16 protein-coding genes are annotated in these 16,937 nt (G+C 55.5%); 6 read left to right on the plus strand and 10 right to left on the minus strand.

Features of this window, described 5'->3' with window-relative positions; genetic code table 11:
• The first annotated feature begins 27 nt into the window (after positions 1 to 27).
• Positions 28 to 963 (plus strand): porin, encoded by a 936-nt coding sequence (locus tag GRX76_RS13225; RefSeq protein ID WP_160153747.1) that lies wholly within the window; start codon positions 28 to 30, stop codon positions 961 to 963.
• A gap of 87 nt (positions 964 to 1,050) precedes the next feature.
• On the opposite strand, the gene GRX76_RS13230 is transcribed toward GRX76_RS13225, so the two are convergent.
• Positions 1,051 to 3,240, minus strand: coding sequence for an OsmC domain/YcaO domain-containing protein (locus tag GRX76_RS13230; protein ID WP_160153748.1), 2,190 nt, complete (start codon positions 3,238 to 3,240; stop codon positions 1,051 to 1,053).
• Between the two features lie 212 nt (positions 3,241 to 3,452).
• Between GRX76_RS13230 and GRX76_RS13235 the strand changes: the two genes are divergently transcribed.
• Positions 3,453 to 3,881, plus strand: coding sequence for a hypothetical protein (locus GRX76_RS13235; RefSeq protein ID WP_160153749.1), 429 nt, complete (start codon positions 3,453 to 3,455; stop codon positions 3,879 to 3,881).
• A gap of 158 nt (positions 3,882 to 4,039) precedes the next feature.
• Here GRX76_RS13235 and GRX76_RS19195 read toward each other — a convergent pair whose 3' ends face one another.
• The 6 genes from GRX76_RS19195 to GRX76_RS13265 all read right to left on the minus strand — a co-directional run bounded on the left by GRX76_RS19195 (position 4,040) and on the right by GRX76_RS13265 (position 11,862).
• Positions 4,040 to 5,941: a hypothetical protein gene (locus tag GRX76_RS19195; RefSeq protein WP_201276820.1), complete on the minus strand. Its 1,902-nt coding sequence runs from the start codon at positions 5,939 to 5,941 to the stop codon at positions 4,040 to 4,042.
• Positions 5,942 to 6,305: 364 nt separating this feature from the next.
• Entirely contained in the window at positions 6,306 to 6,971 is a 666-nt protein-coding gene (locus GRX76_RS13245) for a hypothetical protein (RefSeq protein WP_160153750.1), read from the minus strand.
• Positions 6,972 to 7,038: 67 nt separating this feature from the next.
• Positions 7,039 to 7,977, minus strand: a complete 939-nt coding sequence (locus tag GRX76_RS13250; RefSeq protein ID WP_236250361.1) for a lipocalin-like domain-containing protein — start codon at positions 7,975 to 7,977, stop codon at positions 7,039 to 7,041.
• 121 nt (positions 7,978 to 8,098) lie between these two features.
• Complete coding sequence (locus GRX76_RS13255; protein WP_160153751.1) at positions 8,099 to 10,504, minus strand: ABC transporter permease; 2,406 nt, start codon at positions 10,502 to 10,504, stop codon at positions 8,099 to 8,101.
• A complete protein-coding gene (locus GRX76_RS13260) occupies positions 10,480 to 11,166 on the minus strand; it encodes an ABC transporter ATP-binding protein (protein ID WP_160153752.1) in 687 nt (228 codons plus the stop codon). Before GRX76_RS13260 ends, GRX76_RS13255 begins: the two co-directional genes overlap by 25 nt.
• Positions 11,167 to 11,283: 117 nt before the next feature.
• Positions 11,284 to 11,862 (minus strand): tRNA-uridine aminocarboxypropyltransferase, encoded by a 579-nt coding sequence (locus GRX76_RS13265; protein WP_160153753.1) that lies wholly within the window; start codon positions 11,860 to 11,862, stop codon positions 11,284 to 11,286.
• Positions 11,863 to 11,870: 8 nt separating this feature from the next.
• Here GRX76_RS13265 and GRX76_RS13270 point away from each other — a divergent pair, with 8 nt between their 5' ends.
• The 3 genes from GRX76_RS13270 to GRX76_RS13280 all read left to right on the plus strand — a co-directional run bounded on the left by GRX76_RS13270 (position 11,871) and on the right by GRX76_RS13280 (position 14,016).
• Positions 11,871 to 12,320 carry a GNAT family N-acetyltransferase gene (locus GRX76_RS13270; RefSeq protein WP_160153754.1) on the plus strand — a complete coding sequence of 150 codons (450 nt, stop codon included), beginning with the start codon at positions 11,871 to 11,873 and terminating at the stop codon, positions 12,318 to 12,320.
• 107 nt (positions 12,321 to 12,427) lie between these two features.
• Complete coding sequence (locus GRX76_RS13275; RefSeq protein ID WP_160153755.1) at positions 12,428 to 13,381, plus strand: MlaD family protein; 954 nt, start codon at positions 12,428 to 12,430, stop codon at positions 13,379 to 13,381.
• The gene (locus tag GRX76_RS13280) at positions 13,378 to 14,016 is read left to right on the plus strand and encodes an ABC-type transport auxiliary lipoprotein family protein (protein ID WP_160153756.1); all 639 of its coding nucleotides are present in this window, start codon (positions 13,378 to 13,380) and stop codon (positions 14,014 to 14,016) included. Before GRX76_RS13275 ends, GRX76_RS13280 begins: the two co-directional genes overlap by 4 nt.
• Positions 14,017 to 14,025: 9 nt before the next feature.
• Here the strand turns inward: GRX76_RS13280 and GRX76_RS13285 are convergent, their stop codons facing one another.
• On the minus strand, positions 14,026 to 14,586 hold the full coding sequence (locus GRX76_RS13285; RefSeq protein WP_160153757.1) for a cytochrome b: 561 nt from the start codon (positions 14,584 to 14,586) through the stop codon (positions 14,026 to 14,028).
• Positions 14,587 to 14,861: 275 nt separating this feature from the next.
• Here GRX76_RS13285 and GRX76_RS13290 point away from each other — a divergent pair, with 275 nt between their 5' ends.
• Entirely contained in the window at positions 14,862 to 15,296 is a 435-nt protein-coding gene (locus GRX76_RS13290; RefSeq protein ID WP_160153758.1) for an OsmC family protein, read from the plus strand.
• A gap of 53 nt (positions 15,297 to 15,349) precedes the next feature.
• Here GRX76_RS13290 and GRX76_RS19275 read toward each other — a convergent pair whose 3' ends face one another.
• Together GRX76_RS19275 and GRX76_RS13295 are read right to left on the minus strand one after the other, a co-directional pair.
• Positions 15,350 to 15,622, minus strand: a complete 273-nt coding sequence (locus tag GRX76_RS19275; RefSeq protein WP_236250362.1) for a hypothetical protein — start codon at positions 15,620 to 15,622, stop codon at positions 15,350 to 15,352.
• 215 nt (positions 15,623 to 15,837) lie between these two features.
• Positions 15,838 to 16,761 (minus strand): M14 family metallocarboxypeptidase, encoded by a 924-nt coding sequence (locus GRX76_RS13295; protein ID WP_160153759.1) that lies wholly within the window; start codon positions 16,759 to 16,761, stop codon positions 15,838 to 15,840.
• Positions 16,762 to 16,937 lie beyond the last annotated feature (176 nt).

Below are 16,937 nucleotides of genomic sequence, written 5' to 3' on the forward strand. Positions count from 1 at the left end.
ACTTCTTAACACTTTTACGAGAAGCATATGAAAAAGACGGCGTTGACACTGGCACTGGCTGCAGCCCTCCCCTCCCTGGCAAGCGCAGAGGTATTTACCTATTACGGTAAAGCCAATGCATCGTTCCAGTCCAATGATGAAGGTGACGGCGCAATCACCGATGTCAAAAGTAACGCTTCGCGCCTGGGCGTGAAAGGTGAACTCGATTTCGATGCCGGAATCCAGGGCATTTACAAAATGGAGTACGAAGTCGACATCGCCGGAGAATCCGACGAAACCTTCAAGCAGCGGGATATCTATGCTGGCCTGCAGGGTGGCTTTGGGCAGATCATCGGTGGCAAATTCGACACCCCGATGAAGCTCTCACAAAAGCGCGTTGACCTTTTCAATGACTACGAAGGCGATATCAAAAGCCTGATCACCAAAAGTGACAACCGGGTTTCCAATAGCCTGCAGTACACCACACCGACTTACGCGGGTTTCCGCCTTGCGGCCGACTACATCAGCAACAGCAAAGCGGATATTTTCGATGATGAAGGCAATGTAATCGATACCCGCGACAACGGTACCTCCATTGCGCTGTCTTACGAAAACAATGGTGTTTACCTGGCCTATGCCATAGACAACGGCGTTGAGGCCAACGATTGGCAAGTATCCCGTTACACAGCCCAGTACAATCTGGGTAACTGGCAACTGGGCGGGCTCTACGAAGAGCAGGAAGATGATGAAAACATCAAAAAGGACGGCTGGGTTACCTCCGTCGCCTACAAAATCAACCAGTGGACTGCCAAAGCCCAGTACGGTCAATCTGACATCATCAAAACCGACGGTGAAACCTTCAGCCTTGGCCTGGACTACAAATTATCCAAGGCCGCCAAGGTTTTCAGCTTTTATACCAACGAAACGGCCGCAGGCGATTTTGAACGCAGCTACGTAGGTATCGGTACCGAGTTCAAGTTCTAAACCGCGCTGGTACCAGTAATGTAAAGAGGCCGCCTGGCAAGACGAGAGCTCTCGCATTGCCAGGCGGCCTCTTTGCGTTTGGATCACTTAACGAGATGCGCGGGCTGCATGTAGCTTTTTATAGCTCTCGATCAAACGCAGATGTTTTTCCAATCCTTCCAATTGCATATTGGTCGGGGTAAGGCCATAAAAGCGCAGACTGCCATCCACCGAGCCAACCACCGCATCCATGGTTTCACGTCCGAACATGCGCTGCAGATTGTCAATGTAATCCGCCAGTTCAAGCTCGTCATCCAGAGCGATTTCCAGTACTGCCCGCACCGCCTGATAAAACAGGCCGCGCGCTACGGTGTTGTCGTTGTATTGCAAGAAACTCTCCACCAACTCCAACGCCTCCTCGTGCCGCTGCAGGGCCAGGTAAATCAGCAGTTTCAGTTCAAGCACGGTCAACTGCCCCCAAACGGTATTTTCGTCGAATTCAATACCGATCAGGGTGATGATGGTTTCGTAGTTGTCGATCTGGCTCTCTTCCAGGCGCTCCACCAGGTCTTCGAGCTGCGCGTCGTCCAGTGTGTGCAGGTTGAGAATGTCCTCGCGATAATCCAGTGCCTTGTTGGTGTTATCCCAGATAAGATCTTCCACCGGATACACCTCCGAATAACCCGGTACCAGAATCCGGCACGCTGGCGCACCCAGATCCTCGTAGGTGGCCATATACACTTCCTTGCCCATCTCTTCGAGGATCCGGAACAGTCGATCCGCTTCGGTCTCATTGGAATCCGCGTGATTGCCGGAGAAGTCCCAGTCGACAAATTCGTAATCGGAGCTGGCACTGAAGAAGCGCCAGGACACCACGCCAGTGGAGTCGATAAAATGCTCGACGAAATTGTGCGGCTCGGTGACCGCGAGACTGTTGAAGGTGGGCGGCGGTACATCGTTCAAACCCTCGAAACTGCGCCCCTGCATCAACTCCGTCAGGCTACGCTCCAGCGCCACATGCAAGCTGGGGTGCGCACCAAAAGAGGCAAAGACACCACCGGTGCGGGGATTCATCAGGGTTACACACATCACCGGGAACTGACCACCGAGAGAGGCGTCCTTGACCAGAATCGGGAAGCCCTGCTTTTCCAGCTCTTCAACGCCCTCGAGGATTGCCGGGTATTGCTCCAGTACCGCCCGGGGCACATCCGGCAAGGCGATTTCGTGCTCGAGAATCTCCCTCTTCACCGCGCGCTCGAAGATTTCTGACAAGCACTGGACCTGTGCTTCGGCCGGGGTATTGCCCGCACTCATACCGTTACTGAGGAACAGGTTCTCGATCAGGTTCGACGGGAAATAGATTTCCTTACCATCCGATTTGCGCACGAACGGGAGGGAACAGATACCCCGATCGGCGCGACCGGAGTTGGTATCGACCAGATTGGAACCACCCAGCTCCCCTTCCGGGTTGTAAATGGCAAGGGTGTAGTCATCCAGAATGCCTTCTGGCAACCCGTCGTCCTCCTCCAGTGCAAACCACCGTTCATTCGGGTAATGCACAAACGGTGCATTGGCAATTTCCTCACCGAAAAACTGGTCGTTGTAGAAAAAATTGCAGTTCAGCCGTTCAATGAATTCACCCAATGCAGAGCAAAGAGCACTCTCCTTGGTAGCACCCTTACCATTGGTAAAGCACATGGGTGACGCCGCATCGCGAATGTGCAGGGACCACACATGCGGCACGATATTCCGCCACGAGGAAATCTCGATCTTCATCCCGAGATCCGCAAGAATCCGGGTCATGTTGGCGATGGTCTGCTCCAGCGGCAGGTCCTTGCCCTCGATCATCGTATGGTGCGACGCATCCGGCTCCACCATCAGCAGTGCCTGGGCATCTCCTGCCAAGTTCTCCACCGTCTCGATCTGGAAATCCGGCCCCGTCTGAATCACCTTTTTGACCGTACAGCGGTCAATAGAGCGCAGAATCCCCTGCCGATCCTTATCTGAAATATCTTCCGGCAGCTCCACCTGGATCTTGAAGATCTGGTTATAGCGATCCTCCGGGTCGACGATATTGTTCTGCGACAGCCGGATATTGTCCGTGGAAATGTTGCGTGACAGGCAATACACACGTACGAAGTAAGCTGCACAAAGCGCAGAAGATGCCAGGAAATAGTCAAATGGACTCGGCGCCGAACCGTCACCCTTGTAGCGGATTGGCTGATCAGTGATGACTGTGAAGTCGTCAAACTTGGCCTCAAGGCGCAGGTTATCGAGAAAGTTGACGTTGATTTCCATGGAAACTACCGGAATTAGGGGAATTGGAGTGGGCAAAGAGAGAAGCGCGGCATTATCCCGCTTTTAAGGCCCCTCGTCTTGCTGGGATCGGTTAAAGCCCAGACCTTGCTTCAATTGTGATCTGACGCAAAGCAGCAAACGCGCGTATCTCTATACTCACCGCCGAGTTTTTAACCAACAACACCCACCTAAGAGTAATAGACGAGGTACCGATGAAATTGCTCCGTATTGCCCTGCCCCTTCTGGCAGCCCTGTTTAGCGCCCCCTCTCTTGCCAACAATAACTCGGGCTTCGGGCTCGGCGTCGCCTATGATCTGGGCGCAGGCGTGACTGCACAGTTCCGGGGAACTTCCATCTTCGTCAACAGCGATGCCATTGCGGTAGATATGCGCCTGCAGAACTTTTACAACGACCGCCGCACTATGCACGCGTACATTGACGCGGGCGGCTTCTTCGAGGGTGGCGATCACGACGATTACAACGACAAAGCCGGTGTCCGCCTGCCAATCGGCCTGTCGTTCGGTATTGCACCGAGCCTGCAAGCCTATATCCAGGCAGTACCCAACTTTGCCTTTAGTGACAATGACCGCAAGGAAGGTTTTGGTGTTGATGGGGCCTTGGGCGTTCGACTGCGTTTTTAAGGAATCGGCCAGATCAGCCCCCTCACCCTGGATCGGTATCAAAACTGTACGCAGCCAGTTAAAAAGCCTCTACCAGAAAATGGGCGTAAAAAAACAGCAGGATGTGATTCGCATCCTGCTGTCAGGGGTTATGCAGATTAATTAGCTAGCGCAACCGATTACAACAGCTCGCCACCAATCTCCTCACAGGCTGCAGCGGTGTCTTCGTAGGTAATGAAGTTGTCATCGGCACAGCGGAAAGACGTTCGATACTTCGACGCACACTGTCCCTCGCCCGCAGAAATCAGGTCAGGATCCGCTTCCGGGTAATATTTCACGCTGCCATTGATGGTTTCCACCAACACCTGCCAGGATCCGGTTGCTTCAGACTGGGTCACAACTTCAGTGTCACCGACCCAACGAAATTCTTCGCAATAGTCTTCGCCCTCACCAGTCCAGTCGTTCCAGATTTGGTGCACGAGCATACCTTCGGAGGTATCGCCGCCGTCACCGCCATTTCCGGTATCCACACTAGGACCATCACCGGGAATTCCCGTGGCGCCTACGCCAAGTCGCTTGAAGTCTATCTGTCCCTCGCCGATCACGTTCATCGTCATGGCGTTACCACTGACAGTCAGTACCAGATCTGCAGTCCCTTCAAAGCTGGAAAAACCGTAGGTATTGGTATCGACAATCGTATTGCTAACGGTCAGCACACCCGTGCTCGGGTCATGGCTGTAGCTGCCCACATCCGCACCTTCATCTTCAACCTGCACATAGGTGCCATTGTTAAGGAAAGCCACCATTAACAGCTCACCCTCGTGAACGCCAGGCTCTGAAGACTCAAGTACCCACACGCCCTGAAGCCCGTTGGCCTCCACTCGTGCCGCAGGAATACGCTCCGCAAGCAGATCTTCACCACCGTCGAGCGCACTTTCAAAAATATCCAGATTGGCGCTGTTACCGGAAACGCTGAAGGTAATGTACTCGCCGTCTTCCTGATTGAAATCATTATCTGCAGGGTCGTACAGACCGATAGAACCGTTCAAGTCCGACGTGATCCCGGTAACGCTGAGCACCTTGCTGGCATCCAGGGAATAGGAGCCCCACTCCATGCCTTCTTCGGACTCGGAAGCCCCCTCCTTTTCCTCTACATGAATGTAGTTACCCGTGGACTCGTCAAAGGCCAGGAAAATGAAATGCTCGGCACCATTCCCGGTTTCGACACTGGTATCCAATACCCAGCCACCGGTGAGTGAGCTTTCGTTGGTATAGCCCAGTTGCTCGCTCGCAAGTGTTCCTTCCAGGTGATTCTGCGCAGCCTGCTCACTGACCAACCCGGTAACTGCAACATCTTGGCCGCCGTTTTCGATCAATGTCTGCACAACAGTGGATGCCGCAAAGGACGCCGGTGACTGATCAAAGAACGCCTCCGCATCCAAATTCGGATCCTTACTACCCTGTGCCGAGTCGCTGATGGTGATGCCATTAGCCGGATCCCCATCGGTATCCAGTGTCTGCAGCAGACGGGCCATATTTACCACCGCATTGGCAGAAGTATCGGTGGTCCCGGCAATATCCAGTGGCGTTACTGTCCCGGAAGCCGTAACGTCCGGGAATTCCAGATCACCGATAAAGAAAATGACCATATCACCGGGCTCGTAACCATATTGGCCGGTGGCATCGGTAACACCTTCATGGGTGGTGTTGCCTTCCGCGTCTGTCGTGCGGTAACCGATGTTGGCCACAAAGTTATCGAGAAGTACACCGGTCTCCGTGGGCGGCGCTTCACTGCCACCACTGCCACCACTGCCACCACTGCTGCTACTGCTGCTTCCACCGCTACTACTGCTGCTACTGCTACCGCCGCCGCTACTACTGCTACTACTACTGCTACTACTACTGCTACTGCTGCTACTGCTGCTACTGCTACTGCTACTGCTACTGCTACTGCTGCTGCCACTATCGCTACTACCACCGCCACCACCGCAAGCGGTTAACGAACTGACCAACAGGGCCGCGGCAAGGGCTGACAGGGGTTTGGTAAGAAGAAGGGGCTGCTTCATGAGTGGGAGCATCATGAAAATATCCTTTTTTATATCTATATCGAGGCTTTGGGGCGCAAGTTATGTTCGAGATCACAATCTAGCTGTGAACAACCGCCAGAAAAACGACATGCCATTCAACCTGACACCGACATCCCACGCATCCCCCAAATTGGGTATACGGGCTAGATTTGCCGCCATCTCCCATTCAAGCCCAATCCCTTTCCAGCCCGTCATACAGCCGCAAATAACACCGGCTTTGTGCTGCCCCAATAAAAAGCCCTCAGTAGAGGGCTCTATAATTGCGCAAAGGTCCATTTGAACAATATTCAATCTACCGCTGGATATTTAGGACGTGCCTCAGATTTATCTGTCCATCGAGGCCTCTGAAAGGAATAACTTACTCGGAACCCACACCACACCCCCGTGGCATCTTGGATTCATCAACTTCGATTAACAGGTGATCATTCTGGGCGCCACCCAAGGGAATCAATTTGTATCGATCTCCCCGCAGAAAAACGGAGAAATCTCCTCTAACACTAGTGATCTTGATACTGCTATTTCTAACCAGCTGGTCCGACTCGACGTCTCTTGCAGGTCCCACCCCATAAGGCTTCCCCGCGATGGAAAACATTCCTTCATGAGTGATATACAAATCACCAGACATGGCATGCTCCAGCGCCTCCCTGTGGTGCTCCGCAACGCCATAATCGTCAATCATCCGTTTGTCTGGAAGGAAATAAATACTCCAGCGCGAGCTATCATTTAACCTCCTCATGCTTCGAGATTTTATATAGGCGACTTTCCCGCCCGGCAAAATAACTTCCCGCAACTCTTCGCCGTCTAAAACCTCCTCAAAATGCACGCCGACAATATGAGCACTAATAGAAATCGACTTGATGTAATCGATGTACCCCTCTGAGTACCCCTGTGAACCTTCGAAATCTTTATCGAGGTCCGCCAGACGGCGATATTCAAAGATCTCTACAGCAAAGAGCTGGGCAGAGGCAAATAGGGCGATCACGATAACTGCCAGATTTCGAGTGAATTTCTCAATCCTTTGCATGGCACCAGTGCCCTCTTTTATTTAATACCACTAACTAATGGGATCTAGAAAATTACGCCACACACATTTACTTTCCATAGCCCGTCATTTCAAGGTAGCCCTCCCCGGTGTGACTGCCACTGACTGTCACCGGACCCTCCCAGTATCGCAAAGCACCGGAATTCCAGTATTCGCCGGGCCAGGACTGTATTTTGAGATCAATCTTTTCCGAAGGCACCTGTAACTTCCAGACGACCGGCACTTCGCCATAACGCGTGGCGCGGCTTTTAATTGGCCGTAGGCTGAATTTACTACTACCCAGTGTTTGCGCAGCGCCATCGGCGGCAACCAAGGTGCCGAAGAAATAGTCCTCCGCTCCGCGCACCCGAAACAACATCAGGTGCTGGCCGTCGTCCAGGTGCAGTGCCATCCAGTCCCAGCCCTCTTGATCTGATTTCAGGTACTGACTGCTCCACTCGCGATCGAACCACCCTTGCCCACTGACGTTATATTTTTCTGTACCTATTTGTACTTCACCACCGGTTACCTGCAACGGAAAACTGAAATACATCGAACCACCGCCCCCGGCAGATTTGGCACTGAACCCGCGGTCGCCATTCAATACAAAGGACGCCGATGGCTGCACTTGAAGACGGTAGCGGAAGTCCTCGCCATCAACGCTCAACACCCAATTCTTGTCTTCCAGGCTTTCGAGCTGCCAGTGATCAATCCAGGCTCTGAAAGGTTGTGTGTCTACCCCGGCCTGGCCAGTACCTCCCCGGGCTGCGCGGTCAGCGAAGTGATGATCGTCGGGGCGGCTCAGGGCTGCATGGGCGAACCAGACTACGTTGCGCTGCCAGCCCGGTTGCTTGTCACCGTAGGGACCGGGACGAATACCGGTGCGAAACAATGTCCACTGCACACCGAATAGTTCCCCATCCACCGTTTTCAGATTCGCAGTGAGATACCACCATTCGAGACGAAAATCGGGATGTGCCCCCATATCTCGTGGCAGGTTTATGGTCATGCCTGGAGCCGCCTGACGAAAACCCTCCGGCGAAGCTCTCAGCGCTTCGACAGAGGCATCGGTTGCGGGCTCTTTGGTGCAGCCCGCAAGCATGATGAAAATCAAAAAAATGAAACAGCGGTTATTCACTTTTTAACGACTCCAGCCGCACTGGATTGCCCACCAGCGCGCCCACAACCGCGCCAATGAACAGACAAAGTACCCACACCTGCAGCCAGAACCCTGGGTAGAAATGCAGCGGCAGCGCCCAGCCGAACGCTGCGGGATTAACCCGGGCAACCAGCACCCAACCTAGGAATATTCCCAGCGGTATCGCCAGAAGGCCCAGTAGACCAGTCACCAACATACTGTGGGCGATCAGCCGTCGGCGCAGGCTGGTGCGCTGTACGCCGCATACATACAGCAAGGTATAACTGCCCTGCCGCAGCCGGAAAATCGCCAACCCCATCAGTGCCAGCGCGGTCCCCGCCAGTATTAGGGTCAGCGTGTTTAAGAGACGGGTCATCTGGAAGGTTCGAGCAAACGCAGTGTTGGCAGCCTGCTTCAGTCCCTGCTGATCGCGCGGGCGACTGCCCGCGAGCCATGGGTATTTGGCCGGCCACTGCTGCCACCGTGTATTGCCGAGCTCTTGGCTGCCCAGCACAAACGTGGTGTAGCGATTCGGGAGTTCACCCGGCAAAGCCGCGATGGGCAAAAGTAACTCGCCTTCCGGCCGGCCATAATCGGCGTAGATACCGATCACTTTTAGGGCCAAGGCCTCCGTACCGAGCCGCAGGGTTACCTGATCGCCAAGGCCCAGCACCTGCCTTCGTGCCAGTTGTTCATTGATCATGACCCCGCCATTCGGCAGTGCATCCCATTGGTTCGCTGTCGCATCAAGAAATGGCCAGTCTTGCAAAAGTGGCGACGAGGGATCGACGCCCAATACGTCCACGGGCAGCGCCCCCAGCACGCCGCGCCCACGCACCATCGGCAGGACGCTGTTCACTCCTGGCAATGAACGCAATCTTTCACTGAATTCAGAAACGTCGACCGGGCGCCCCGGGTCGAGATAGAGATCTCCCTGCAAACGCTGGTCGAGCCAGCGCGCAAACGTGGATTCGAAGCCGGTCACCATTGCCTGTACCCCAATCGCCGCAGCAATCGCGAAGGCCAGTGCCGTGAGTGGCAGTTGCAATAGCCGGCACAGGGCGCGCATTTCGGATATGGACCACTCCAGTAGAGGCCGGCGATAGTGACGCTCGGCTCTGCCCAACAAGTACCCCAACAAGCACCTCAATTGTCCGCTCAATAATTCAGGCAGTAACAGACCGGCACTCACCAGGCAACCGAGTGTGGCGAGAAAGATCAGCCAGAGCTTGCCCGTCAGCAGCAGGCAAGCCAGTGACACACCGCCAATGGCGATAGCTCCCCACCAACGCCAATTTGCCGCCACTTCCCCCTGCCTTGCTTGGCTGAAACGCAACGCCGGGCGCCCCCACAAATCTGCGCAGGCCCAGGCCACCACTATGACGAGAATCAATACCAGACCGAGCCAGGTTCCCGCAGTGGGCGAGTGTTGCGCCAGTGCCTCAACATCGAAAAGACCACTGAGCGTTCCCCGGAAACCATCGCGCATCAGCGCTGCCAGGCGGCCACCCAGCCACAGCCCCAGGCTGCCACCAATCAGGGCAACCAGCAGAATTTCGGTAATCAGGGCAAGTCGCAACCGCGTCGACGGTACCCCGAGCCGTGTCAAAATATCCAGGGTACCGCGCCGCTGCTCCGACGCCAGGCGATAAACACTGCGCACCAGCAAGGCGGCCACCAACAGCGTCAGGGCACCCAGCGCGTTGAGACTGAGGAGAAAGGCATCTACCAGCGGGTCCGGCTCCACGCCATAGTCCTGCACCTGAGTGCGATATTCCGCGGGAAGCGCCATTCGTTGTAATTCCGCGGCCGGCAATAGAATCGCAAGGCTGCTGTGACCGTTCACGGCCAGTTCTGCCGCTACAGAAATGTCAGTCACCAGTTGCCCCACCGGCAGCCCGTCGATTACCTCCAGCGACAAGTCATCGGTGTTCGGCAACCCAAGTAGCTGCCAGCGCGTGAAGTCTTTCGTGCTGCCAAAAAATCGCGGGCGCTCGAAGGTGGCGATCATTCGCTCCACCAGTTGAACAGCGGCATCATTCCCCTGTCCCGAGGTCTCGGCGTACTGGCGCAGGCAAGCGGCACTGAAGGGGTCAATCCCGACCACCACTGGCGTGTCACTGGCCGTAAAACGCACCTCCATCCGCGGTGAAACGCAGAGCCCAGCGCGGCGCAACTGTGCGAAGTCCTCCACCCCGAGCTTGCGTTGATCCACACGCTCGATACTCAGTAACGGCTCCAGCGCCGCGCGGGAGCGGACAACGGCATCCTCTGCCGAGCCGGTCAGCGATCGGACGCCACTCCACAGCATGGCGGCACACACCAGGATCAACAGCAGGCCAATGAACTGCCCCGGGTGACGCTGGTAATGGCTCAGGAAGACACGGCCGAGTCCCATGGACGCAGGGCTCCTTCCCGCAGTTCGAGGATCCGATCGCAGCGCTGGGCTAGCTCCGGATTATGGGTAACGATCAACGCGCCCAGCGCGCGCTCGCGAATCGCGTCAAAAAACAGCGGTGCCACACGCTGGGCGGTGGCGTAGTCGAGGCTGCCGGTGGGTTCGTCGGCAAGTATCAGGGCCGGGCGCATGGCAAAAGCACAGGCCAGCGCCGCACGCTGGCGCTGGCCACCGGAGAGTTGATCGGGATAACGGTGTGCGGTGTCCGCAATATCCAACCGCTCCAGCAGCGCCCTACCCTCATGTTCTTGCAAGCCGGCGAGCCCAGCGCGAAAAGCAATATTGCGGGAAACCGTGAGCGTGGGGATCAGGTTGCCATCCTGAAACAATGTAGCGATACGGGTGCGGCGCAATTCGGCCCAATCGCTATCCGCAAGCAGAGAATGCGCGCGGCCGAACAGCTGCAGTTCGCCGCTATCCGGTGGAAGCAGGCCGTTCAACAGGTTCAACAAAGTGCTTTTACCAGAGCCAGAAGGGCCGATCACCGCCACCGACTCACCAGCGCGAAGTTCGAGCGATAACCCCTGCAGCACGCAAATCTGTTCGCGTCCGTTGTGGTATGTGCGGCTGAGGTTACGGGCCTGTATTAGCACATCGGTCATTGATCGCCACAAACACTCTGATAGGTACTTCGGAGATGGATATTTTGGGGACGGGTATTTCAGGCTAGCTTATACGACAGGTAATACGACCAGCCAGATACTGTCTCCGCGTAAATGTCACTCGCCAACATTCATTGTTTGCAGCGCGACCATCCTTTTGAAGGGGCGCAGAATTCGCTGAAAGTCCCCCTCCGGCTCAAACTGCGCCATCGCCGCCGCAATGCTTTCGATGGTCGACAAACTGTTCTCAAGTGACGAGTGACGAATCTGGTATTCCGAACTCAGCGCACCTTCAAAACTGACCTGGGGCAACTGCTGTAACACAGGGTGTAGATGCAATATTTTCTTGGACTTCCGCCAGGTGGCATCAATGACCACCAGCTGTTCCAACCCCTCAGCCTGAGGCGTTCCCGCTTCCATCTGCGGTACTTCCGGCAGCCAGCTCAGGGATGGATAGAGCAGCGCCGATCGGGGCTCCAACAGCCGCGCCAGCGCTTGCTCCGGCAAGGTCTCTGCCACAATCAACTCACTGTTTTCCAAACACAGGTGCGCCATGCGCCCAGTGTTGAACGGGTGCTTCTCCTCCTGAGGGTGCTGTATGATGAGCACCTTGATTCGATTGGGGATGTGCACCAGCGCGCTGCAATAGCAGACCTTGAGGGGGCGCTGGCAGCTCGGGCAGATTTCGCGTGGCATAAAGAGTTATGGATCCAGACTTTTCGATTGATGCATTAACTGCCCATTGGCTCTCCGATGCGGAGATGCCATTAGCCAACAAATTCTACCGCACCCACAAATTCCGCGGCAAAGCACGGCGGCACGATCCCTGTATGGTGATCCGGGATGCCCAAAAGCAGATAATTGCCTGCGGTTCGTTGCGCAGGCTGACAGACAGCCAGCTGCTGACTGGCGTTGCGGTTGTTGAAAACTACCGCGGGCACGGCGTGGCACGACGGTTACTGGAGCGCATGGCCGAAGCCTACGACGACAGTACATTCACCTTCCCCTATCTCCACCTGGTGCCTTTCTATCAGTCGCTGGGCTATATCGAGGCGGATGAAGCCGGCTTGCCATCGGCGATTGTGGATCGCTTCCATACCTACCAAAAGCAAGGCCGTGATATTGCGCTGATGCACTACCAGCCGCATCCGTAGACCAAGGCCCCCTCCAATTTACCCGCCAGTGTTTTGATCTAGACTTGGAGTGGTCGCTATTCGGGCCATTTCCACTGTCGCCAATCTCACCACCGGAGGAGCGCTCGATGACGATCAGCATTGCGAATCGGGCGAGATTGGTATTTGTCGTTGTGGTGTTCCTGGGCGTCGTGGCGGCGGCCATCTGGTACTACCAGAGCGCCGGACGGCATGCGACGTTTCAGATACTCACCGAAGATTCCGTATCCGGATTAATTGCGGGCGCGCCGGTGGAATTCCACGGGGTAGACGTCGGCCGGGTTACCGAGGTGGAACTCACCGGCCCCAGTTCCGTTCGCATTCTGCTGGATATTGAAAAAGATGCACCGGTAACCAGAGCGACCGTCGCCACCATCACCGCGCGCGGCCTCGCCACCCGCGGCTTCACCGGCTATGTCTACATACTGCTGGAAAATGTGGGTAACGAGCAGGGCCCTCTCACCGCCGCCCCAGGCGCCCGCTACCCGCGAATCCCCAACACCCCTTCCCGCTCGGTCAACCTGGACACGGCAATCAGCCAGGTCAATCAGAACGTGCAATCACTGACCGACTTGTTGCGCACTGTGCTGGATACAGACACCATCGCCTCCATCCAGCAATCGGTTGGCAACCTGCAGCAAGTTACCCAGATGCTTGCACAAAATCAGGAGAAGCTCAGTGCGATCATCGCCAATACCGAGCACGCCAGTGGTCGGCTCGGACCGCTGCTGGATTCCAGCAGTGACACCGTCAATGCACTCCGACAGGTGAGCCGAATGCTCGCGGGGAATCAGCAGAGACTCGACTCCATTATCGCCAACACTGAACAGGCGAGCGGCCGGCTGGGGCCGTTGCTGGAATCAAGCACCAACTCCGCAAATGCACTTCAGCTTCAGGTGCTGCCCGAGGCTTATCGGACCATGGCCACCCTCAACCAGCTGAGCCATTCGATGACCCGCCTTACGGACAAGATCAACCGGGATCCTTCCATCCTCGTGCGCGGCAGTGCCGCGCCACCGCTTGGTCCGGGCGAAGCCGAATGAGCGAAAACGGCTCCGCCAGCACACTATCTCAGGCACAAACAATCTGCCGCCTGCTGTTGGCCATTGCCGTCATGTTCACTGCCGGATGCACGCTGTTTTCCCCAGTGGAAAACGACATACGAGTAGCGGTAATCGATAAAATCCCAGTGGAGCGTCCCCAACAACAAAACCATTCGGCGACGCTGCTGGTACTTCCCACCGCCATCAATCCCGTCTACGACACCATCCGCATGGCGTACCAGACACAACCGCATCAAATCGACTATTTCAGTCGCCATCAATGGGGCGCAACCCCTGCGCAGATGCTGCTGCCGCTGCTCGCCCAGACACTGGAAAACACCCATTACTTCAAAGCGGTCACCACACCGCCCTACTTCGGGCCATACAATTACGGACTGCGAACGGAAATCCTTGAATTCATACAGGACTTCACCGCCACGCCCACACGTTTTCACCTGTCCTTACGGATACAGCTTGTGGATGGCACATCAAACCGGATTATCGCCAGCAGAGTGATTACGGTTCGCGAACCCATGATTCAAGACACCCCTGTCGCGGGGGTGGTGGCCGCCAACGATGCCTCTGCGAACGCGCTACAGCAAGCTGCCCAGTTTGTACTGGAACAGGTGCCGTAAAGAATTATTTTAGTAGCCTGCGCCAGGCAAGATTTTCTTCAGGGTATTATCCCGGCAGATGAAGTGGTGCCTTAGTGCGGCAGTGGCGTGTACGACAATAAATCCAACCAACGCATACCCCAGCCACATGTGCACTTCGATCAGCAGTTGAAACCGGTACTCGTTGTGCGCGATTAAGTCCGGCAACCGCACACCAAAGAAATAAACCGGAATACTCGCCGCAGAAGACATCAACCAACCGGTAATAGGCAAGGCGAACATCAACCCGTAAAAGCTCAGATGAACAAAGCGTGCGGCGACCTTCTGCCAGTCGGGGAGCTGAACCACCAACTCCGGCAGCACATTGCCGACGCGCCATGCCAGGCGCAACATGGCCAAACCCAACGCCAATATTCCGTATTCTTTGTGCAGCAGAATGAGTTCAATTTTTTTCTTGTCAAACCCGGCATCCGGCAGGCTGCTCATGTACAGCCCCAGAGCGATGAGTGCGATGAGTAATACCGCCATCAGCCAGTGAAGCAAAATGGCAACTGCGCCATAATGCTGACTCGTATTTGTTATCTTTGTCATTCGACGCGGCTGACCGTCAAGCAGAGTTCACGCACATTCTTTTCACAAAATTGCGCCAAATATCAACGCGACCAGGTAGCCGCCAAGCCTGGGACCTGGCATCTGAAGTACCCTCATCGTATTTTACTTAAGCATATTAGGTGGTTCGCGAAAAGTAACTGCCACCTTGAGACAAACCACACGACAAGAATTTATTCTTTCGAGGCCCCATGCATAATATGACCCGACTAAGCTGTTAACGCGCGAGAAAAAACGGCTCGTTAAATGGAGGCCCCATGCAAGCCCTGCCCCACCATTACCACGTCACTGCAAGAGCAACCGCTGACGGCAACGTCAACCTGACCGCCGAAGGAGTCGCGCCGCTGCTCTCAGCGCCGCCAGTACAATTTGGGGGCCCCGGTGACCAATGGTCACCGGAAGATCTGTTGACCGCCGCTGTAGCTGACTGCTTTATCCTGACGTTTCGTGCCATTGCGAAGTTCAATCAACTCGAATGGACATCCTTGGAGTGCAGCGCCACAGGCACCCTGGACAAGGACGGCCGCAAGACCTGCTTCACGGCGTTTGAAGTGAATGCGAAACTGGAAGTACCGGCAGGCTCGGACAAGGAAAAGGCACACCAGCTGCTGGAGAAATCTGAGGAAAGCTGCCTGGTAACCAACTCTCTCAGTGCCGCGGTAACGCTGAATGCAGAGGTCACGGCTAAGTAACCTCTGATTGCACCTTTTACCACTGGCCCACTAGCACCAGGCCTAAGCATTCGTTAGCGGTCAGATAGCGGCTTATCTCGACGCGTCTTCTGCGCCGACATCATAGAAGTTCTGCGATATTGCTCATCGCAATAGATAGCGTTTCTCTGCCGTTCCTGAGCACCTACCGACGCTGCAAAATAATTTTTTTGACACCAATCTGTGCTTTGTTGAGCCGGAAAAGGCTGTTCAAGCCCATAGCTACTCGCTGCCGGTGGAGCACTAGAACAGCCTGCGAAACCAATCGACAACAAAACGCAGCCGCAAAACATTCTTATATTATTCATATCTTTCCTCCTTGGAATTTAATGAACCTAAAGAAAAACCGTTTACCTCTGCTTCACTGAAGGACCATTGCTTCGATTACTTGGTGCCACCTGATTTCAACACGTCCGTCTCAAATAGTCACCCCTATACCGTGATCCAGGTCACTCTTTCAGGCAACAGTGCGATCTTCCTGCAAATGGCACGCTTTTTCCGCGGTCCTTTTTCGCGCTCCTTTTTATCGATGCCCCAGCGCGAAATCGATCGCCGCACACACCGCGACCGCCTGTGCGGTATTGCACTGTTCCGGGGTCGCGCGGGGGCTGTCGGGATAGACCTCGGTGGTGGTCTTAAAAGGTGCATTGGTGATACTGGCACACAACCCCAGTTGCTTGAGCGGGTATTCGATAACGCCGCGCGCCACCACCGGCGAGCCGATGATCTCGTTGTTGTCATCCGCCGGGGCGATATGGGTGACCTTCTCTACGGCTGCGATCACCGCCTGCTGAAATTCCGGCTGCGGGTTTTCGCTGTCGTCTACCAAGTAAAAACCGTCGGGAATACCGCCCGGAGTGAACAGCTTGCCGTCGCGGGCGGCCAGAGCCGGGCGAAACTCGGATTCGTCGGTATCGGTGGTTTCGTGCAGGTCGATATGCATCACTGCGCGGTCGCGGATCGGCGCCACCAGTTCCAGCAGCGCCGCCGACTCTTCCGCCGGGCTGTTTTCGTAAAAAGAGCGGTTCGGGTCGATGGCATTAGGGTTCCAGCGGTTGATGCGCTCGTAGCCCCAAGGGCTAACGCAAGGCGCCACCAGCAGATTGACTCGGCCCGCGTAGTCCGAGGCATGCCGATCCACAAACTGCAGCGCACCATGTACTCCACTGGTTTCATAGCCATGCACACCACCCGTCACCAGTACCACCGGCAGATCGTCATTCCAGTCGCGGCTGCGGATCGCCAGGAGCGGAAAACTCTCGCTGCCATAGTCCAGACGTCCGTACTCTTCCAAGTCAAAGCGATCGTGCAGGCGCTCAATCTTGCTTACCACCTCAGCCGTATAGCTGCGGTGACAGGTCTGTCGCGACAACCACTCGGCGCGTTCCGCGTCGCCCCAGGGTGTGCCGGGGGTACCGATTGGATAGAAAGCGGGGGCCGTGTTCATAGTGCGTGTTCTCCGGTAATAAGCGAGCATTCTAGCACCCCAGAAAATCGACCTTAAAGCCCGCTTTAATCCTACACTGGGAGCGGCAATTTTAGGCAATCAGTGTAACTGGGCGACAGGCTCTCAACGGGACCTTACCGGGAAGAATCCCTGCCGTTTTGCAAAGGAGAATGGAA

The sequence above is a fragment of the Microbulbifer sp. ALW1 genome (assembly GCF_009903625.1).
In the GTDB taxonomy this organism is placed as follows: domain Bacteria; phylum Pseudomonadota; class Gammaproteobacteria; order Pseudomonadales; family Cellvibrionaceae; genus Microbulbifer.